The organism is Mesorhizobium sp. B2-4-14 (assembly GCF_006442155.1).
Taxonomy (GTDB): Bacteria; Pseudomonadota; Alphaproteobacteria; order Rhizobiales; family Rhizobiaceae; genus Mesorhizobium.
This window is the reverse complement of sequence record NZ_VFVA01000009.1, coordinates 169,343-175,342: the sequence shown is the minus strand read 5'-3', so window position 1 is coordinate 175,342 and position 6,000 is coordinate 169,343. Positions and strand designations below refer to the sequence as shown.

Annotated in this window: 8 protein-coding genes; 6 read left to right on the top strand and 2 right to left on the bottom strand. The window is 60.9% G+C overall.

From position 1 onward, the window contains the following. From FJ938_RS11190 to FJ938_RS11170, 5 genes are all read left to right on the top strand, one after another. The coding region (locus tag FJ938_RS11190; RefSeq protein ID WP_210243411.1) for a ParB N-terminal domain-containing protein at positions 1-791 on the top strand (791 nt) is incomplete at its 5' end. A 123-nt stretch (positions 792-914) separates the two neighbouring features. Further along, positions 915-1,376 carry a hypothetical protein gene (locus FJ938_RS11185; protein ID WP_140693653.1) on the top strand — a complete coding sequence of 154 codons (462 nt, stop codon included), beginning with the start codon at positions 915-917 and terminating at the stop codon, positions 1,374-1,376. Between the two features lie 339 nt (positions 1,377-1,715). Then, the gene (locus FJ938_RS11180) at positions 1,716-2,168 is read left to right on the top strand and encodes a hypothetical protein (protein WP_140693650.1); all 453 of its coding nucleotides are present in this window, start codon (positions 1,716-1,718) and stop codon (positions 2,166-2,168) included. Positions 2,169-2,309: 141 nt separating this feature from the next. Further along, the gene (locus tag FJ938_RS11175; protein ID WP_140693648.1) at positions 2,310-2,924 is read left to right on the top strand and encodes a hypothetical protein; all 615 of its coding nucleotides are present in this window, start codon (positions 2,310-2,312) and stop codon (positions 2,922-2,924) included. A gap of 107 nt (positions 2,925-3,031) precedes the next feature. Further along, entirely contained in the window at positions 3,032-3,565 is a 534-nt protein-coding gene (locus FJ938_RS11170; protein ID WP_140693645.1) for a hypothetical protein, read from the top strand. 136 nt (positions 3,566-3,701) lie between these two features. On the opposite strand, the gene FJ938_RS11165 is transcribed toward FJ938_RS11170, so the two are convergent. Together FJ938_RS11165 and FJ938_RS11160 are read right to left on the bottom strand one after the other, a co-directional pair. Continuing rightward, positions 3,702-3,965 (bottom strand): hypothetical protein, encoded by a 264-nt coding sequence (locus FJ938_RS11165; protein WP_181169061.1) that lies wholly within the window; start codon positions 3,963-3,965, stop codon positions 3,702-3,704. 90 nt (positions 3,966-4,055) lie between these two features. Beyond that, positions 4,056-4,466: a hypothetical protein gene (locus FJ938_RS11160; RefSeq protein WP_140693640.1), complete on the bottom strand. Its 411-nt coding sequence runs from the start codon at positions 4,464-4,466 to the stop codon at positions 4,056-4,058. A 274-nt stretch (positions 4,467-4,740) separates the two neighbouring features. Between FJ938_RS11160 and FJ938_RS11155 the strand changes: the two genes are divergently transcribed. Next, complete coding sequence (locus FJ938_RS11155) at positions 4,741-5,070, top strand: hypothetical protein (protein ID WP_140693638.1); 330 nt, start codon at positions 4,741-4,743, stop codon at positions 5,068-5,070. The last annotated feature ends 930 nt before the right edge of the window (positions 5,071-6,000 follow it).

Genomic DNA, 6,000 nt, shown 5'->3' with positions numbered 1-6,000 from the left:
CTCCCCTGCCCACCCCCCTCCACCTCAAGGGACCAGTCGGCCCCTCGCGCGTCACGTCAATGACGGGTGTCTTCCAGCCGCGTGAACTCGAAGGGCGCAAGCTGGAGGGCGAGCGCCACATTGAAACCCTCATGGCCGCTATCGGCTCCCCGTCCAATCCTACCTATCTGGACCCTCTGGTTGTCTGGTGGGGTGGAGACCGGTGGTATGTGATCGATGGTCACCACCGCCGACATGCTTACCTCCGCTCTGGTGTTCACGCAGCCGTGCCCGTCAAGGTCTTTGAGGGGACCCTTGAGGAGGCCCTGGCGTTTGCCGTCGAGGCCAATTCAAAGGACCGTCTGCCCATGACCCTTGTCGAGAAGTTGGACCGCGCATGGTTCCTGACGGTCACCACAGACCTATCCCGCGACCGCATCCGCCGCAGTTGTTCCGTAGCGGATGGCACCGTGAAGAACATGCGCAAGGTTCGCGATGGTCTCGCGGTGACCGGAGCAACCCAAGAGCATCTCATGTCACTCACATGGCAGGATGCCCGGGACGAATTGCAGGGGCTCGCGCCAAAGGAACCTGTGCCCGACTGGCGTTCCAAGCTGGTCTCAGATTATGAGCGCCGCCTCCGCAAGACGTTCGGTTCCCAGTTGTTCAAGAATGCCGACATCCTCGCTGAGGCGCTGGTGGTTCTCGACAAGCGTTTCCCCGAGTGGCTCCTTGAGGCCCCCGCCTTCAGTGAGCATGTCGTGGCCAACCTCGATCGCATGATCGCGGAACGGGACAATCCCGACTACTAAGCGACTGGGCAAATTGCCCATGTAGCGTTGCCCAACTGGGCAAGCCGCTGGCGTCTCAAACGCTCCCCTATAGCTCCATCCTGAAGATGGATACTCCCCACACCCAACCCACAGGAGGTCACCATGTGTGATCTTGGTCTTACTCTCGGTATTGCTGCCGGGATCGCTAATGCTGCCGGTCAGGCTTCTGCCGCCGCTGCCAACTCTGCGAGCATGAAAGCTCGCTACAATTTCAACCAAGCGAGTAATGAACACGACTTCGTCGCCAAAGCCAACGCCGCCAATAAGGAAGGCTATCAGGCTACCCTCGAAGGGGACCGTGCGAAGTCAACCGCCGTCGCCTCTGGCGCTGGCATGAACGGCAACACGGCTGGCCTCAGGCTGGCCGAGCAGAGCCGCCAGACCGCGTTGTCCATCGCCAACGCCAAGGACCAACGCGAGGGGGCCACCGCCACCTACATCATGCAAGGCAAGGCCAACCAGCTTGAGGCCCAGGACGCGCTCAACAAGCAACGCATGAACCCCATGTCCACGTTCATGGACATCGCTTCGTCTGGTCTCAAGAACTACGGCGCATTCCAGTAAACCCAAGGAAACCTCATGGCATCTCCCGTCACCCGGGGCCACCCGCGCGACTGGCGTGTGGGTGTCCAAGCTCCCGACAACGGCGCCCAGTTGCGCCGCCGACAGATCATCAACGAACGCCAACCTTGCTCCTGCCCAGGCTGCGACCGGAGGCGCTCAGGCGTCTCCCGCTACTGCGGCCACCACAGGGACGCCGCAAGCTCCCGAGGGGACCCCCTGGCCCGCCTTCCGTCACGCAATGAACTGGCCATCTTCCGCCACGCCATTGCCGTCTACCTTCAGACGGACGCCAAGCTGGCGGCGCGTATCGCAGGGGACCTCAGGAGCCTTGAGCGGCGCATGACTCAGCCTCCTGCATTTTGCCTCAGCCCTTCCGACATCCACAAAGGGTTGCCGCAGATTGCCAAGGCCAAGGGCCTCCTCGCCAACTGGCAGCACCGCGACAGGCGAACCTATACCGAGGGCGTCACCAATGCCCTGGCGCTGATCGGGTGGATGTCGGTCTACTACGACACAGGCCACGCCGGGGGCCTTTGGGAGAACCGCAAGGCATTCCTGACAACTCGCGCCGGTGCCCTTCTGGGCGACTTCCGCAAGACCATCGGTCGGACGACGCTGCGCAAGGAGACCTCAGGGGCAACCCATAGGCTCCTTGGCCGGGACTTCGTCCACCACGCCAATACCATCTACGGCAAGGATTTCTGGTCCTCGCCCGTCTCCACCAATGACGGTCAATCCCTGACCCTCCGTGATTACACCCGCATGGCCCTTAAGGCCGCAGGTCTTCTCTAACCCCAAGGAAACAACCGCATGTCCGATGACGGAATGATGCGCATGCCCAGCCCCGACAATTCCCGCTCGGGCTGGACCCCAAGCAACCCAAACTATGCCTCAGGCTCTGCCGCTGGCCCTGCCCCCAATGGTAAGGTCTTCGTGGCCGGTCTCAACACCTACGTGGACGCCGACATCGCGGCTGAGCTTGGGCTCTCTGGAGGTGCCCCTGTGGCTACTCAAGCGTACCCCAAGGCCGCTCCCCTTGCCTCCCCTGCTGCCCTCAATCCCGAGGCCATCCCTGCCGGTCACGATCCTCTCGAACATATCGACATCGACGAGATGACCGATGAGGAACTTGAAGCCCTCCAGGAGCAACTTGAGATCAAGGACGAGGACGCAGCGCCGTCACTCTCAGAGACCCTTGACGCCGTTGCCGAATGCTTCACCCCCGAGGCCTTCGTGGACGGCGTGGAGACCATGGTCGAAACGGGCGACTTCAATGACACGCTCACCCGCCTCTCCGAGGCTACTGGAGTGGACATGGCGACTGCATCAACCCTTGTCGAGACTGCTGTGATGGAGGCCTCCCCGGTAGCATCCGAGCATATCGGAGACGAACGTTGGGCCGCTCTGGTCTATGCGGCCTCCCGCACGGATGACACGTTCGCCCGGCGCATCGTTTCGGACGTGGTCACCGGTCGGCTGGACCCTTCCCGTCTATCCCAAGCCTACGACTGGTGGTGGCAGTCTCTGCCCGACGCGGACGAGTTCTGATCCGTGCCTGTTCTCATGAAACACCTCACCTCCCTCTACTTGGTCCTCGCGACCGCATGCACCATCGCAGCCCTGCTGCCCCACTAACCAAAAACCGAAGGAAGAACATGGCCAAGAAGCCTATGACCCGCGAGGAACTCCTCGCCCAACTCGACGCCCTCGACAACTCCACCGAGATCGGCAGGCTGAATGCCGAGATCACCCGTCTCACCAATGAAAACTCGACCCTTGTGGGTCAGCGCCAGGAGCTTGAGCGTCAGCTTAAGCAGGAGCGCGAGGCCATGCAGTTGGTCCGCGAGGCCATCCGCAAGGTTGACGTTCGGACACGCTCCCATGGCGCCGACAGGCTGGCTGAGACCGCTGCCGCTGCCGACCGGTCTGACCGCATGGCACTGGCAGAGGTCCGCGCGGGAATCCAGCGGGGCACCCATGACCCGGCCACTGGCCTACCCTATACCGCCGAGACCAAGCCCCAGCGCGACTTGACGGCAGGGGCACCCAAGGTGACCCAGACAGAACTGTCGTCCTTCTTCCCCGCCCTGAGTGGCCCAGATTTGGACGTGACGGACACCGCCGACGCCTTGGCCGAGACTGATCTGGCGGACCATAAGAGCGCCTTGGGGATCGCCACGGCCGAATAGCTGAGGATAGATCCAACTCCCCGCGTTCCTTCCAGCCTTCTTTCGTGTCTCAAAATTCGGTTTGAAGACAATGGCAAGGAGCGCGGGCTTCTCTGGTGCCTATCGCTTTCCGCTACGGTGAACGGTTGGGCATCTCTCAATTTCGACGGGGCAATGGCCGCACCAGTCCCGCCCGCTTCCGAAGTACATGGAACGCCCTCAGGATGATCTCGTCTTCCTCCGCTTCGGAGGTTTTGGTCCGCTCCTCAAAGGATGCCTCTTCGGCGTGAAAATCTCGCGCCCTTGAGGGCATGTTCTTCCAAGCCCACCGGCAAGCCTCCCAATGATTCTCGCACGCCACGATGCGCTGGCCGATGGTCTGGCCCTGGTTTCCAAAGAATACGATTTTGTAGTTGGTCATGGTCTCGGCGTTCCACAAATTGGCTTGATTGCCGACAACCATTTTTCACACATGGAATGGGGAAACCAGACAGCTACCGAGGAGGCTGCGCTATCGAAGGAAATCCGCGGCCTCAGCCTCATCGATCTGGTAGCGCCAGCCATTTAGCTCACGGACGCGCTCATAAAACCCCTCATCGCTCATCGCTGAGTCCAGAAGGTTCTCCGAGTGGCCAGCTTTGTTCCCGCTCCAGATAACCATCGTGCCGATGACACCCAGGACACCCCACCACCACGCACTGGTGAAAGCCATGTACAGGCCCACACCGCCCACGATCAACGCCAGGCCCTTGTACAAACCGAAAGCGGCTGCAGCGGTACCCTGGGGGTGTATCCCAAGAGAGGCGAGCTTCACAGCAACGTCATGGTCAATTCCAAGGTTTACCTTGCCCGGCTTTCGTAGTTCGACCATCCGGCTATGCGGAACTGACAACTGTGCCCCCGAGTAAACAACCTTCGCCACCTACGTCTCCCCGTGCGCGTTGTGAATGTGGGGAGACTATCGCCCCGCGATGGTGAGTAAATACTGAATATGCGGCTCCACATCGAACGATCGGACGGGCCTTCATCTGCCAAAGAATAAGCGCGTCCGCCGTTCTACCGGACGGCCTCTGTCTTCATGCAAGTGAGATGATTTAGGCCACAGCTGCGATGGCCAGTGGACAGTCTCAACACGGCACTTGAGCGCACAGTCGTCCTATGCCTGTATGCGGCGCGAAGTATCCAGGGGGATTTACATGAAGAAGCTGATCGCGGGCCTTGCCACATGCTTATTTCTCGGCGGATGCGCCATGACGCTTCCCGTCAGGGGACAAGCAGGCGATGGCTCAGAAACGTTTACAGGCAGCGCGACCGGCTATGCGGACGGCGCCGGAACTCTCACCATCACAAGCAACAAGGGACGTAAGTGTAAGGGCGACTTCGTCTATGTGAACAACCGAGAAGGTAGCGGAACGTTCACGTGCAGTGATGGATCGAGTGGCCCCTTCAACTTCGTTTCTACAGGGATGCGGGGGACCGGCACGGGTACCCTGGGTGGCAAGCCGTTTACCTTCTCCTTCGGCTAAGTCCGTCTGCATCCTCTGGAGCGGGACGAGTGGATTGCCCACGCTTCACCTGCCCAGTACCATGGAGAAGGTGTAGGGCAAAAGAGTGGAGCCTGAGGACAACCTAAAGTCCCGTATCGAGGCTGCACTCGTTCGCGGTCAACTTAGCCAATGGCAAACGCAATTCCTGCTCGATATGCGCGACCGGCTGGTCAAGTACGGCCCACGGACACGGCTGAGCGCAAAACAGTGGGCTAAGCTCTATGAGATCGTCGGCCCCGCACCGCCAATGGTGCCTGCGCCGTCGCACCCGAACAAGACTCAATCATCGCCGCGCTGGCGACCACGCCGCTGGCGCAGTCCGCTCTACCGTGAGGCCAGGTACTTGGCAGGCAGGTTTGCCAGGACCTTTGGAGTCGTGCTGGCACTGATCGTCGGGTCCCTGATTTACTCATACGTGGCGCAAGGCGGGCACGTCAGATTACCAACTCTGCCAACTTTCGCGAAGCCGAGCGCCGGGGATAGGGTGCCGATTGCGAGAACCCAGTTCACCATAACTGACGGTGACACCATCCGGCTTGACGGCACCGCCAAAGGAACCCGACTGGTTGGCTGCAACGCTCCCGAGAGCATCGAGCCAAGGTGCGCCGTTGAAGGAGACCTCGGCCGCCGCGCCAAGTCGCGTCTCACAGAACTGGTGTCTTCTGCAAAGCTGGAATTGCGGATGGTCCCCTGCTCGTGTCCCTCGGGGACCGAGGGGACCGACCGCTGCAACTACGGGAGAAGCTGCGGCTCACTGTTTGCCAATGGCCAAGACGTGGGTGACGTGCTTATTTCCGAGGGGTTGGCCGTGCCATTTGTCTGCGGCGCAACAAGCTGCCCACCCACTCCGCGCCCTTGGTGCGCTTCTTAACAAGACGACTCTCCATGGGCGCAAGCAGCATGACGATC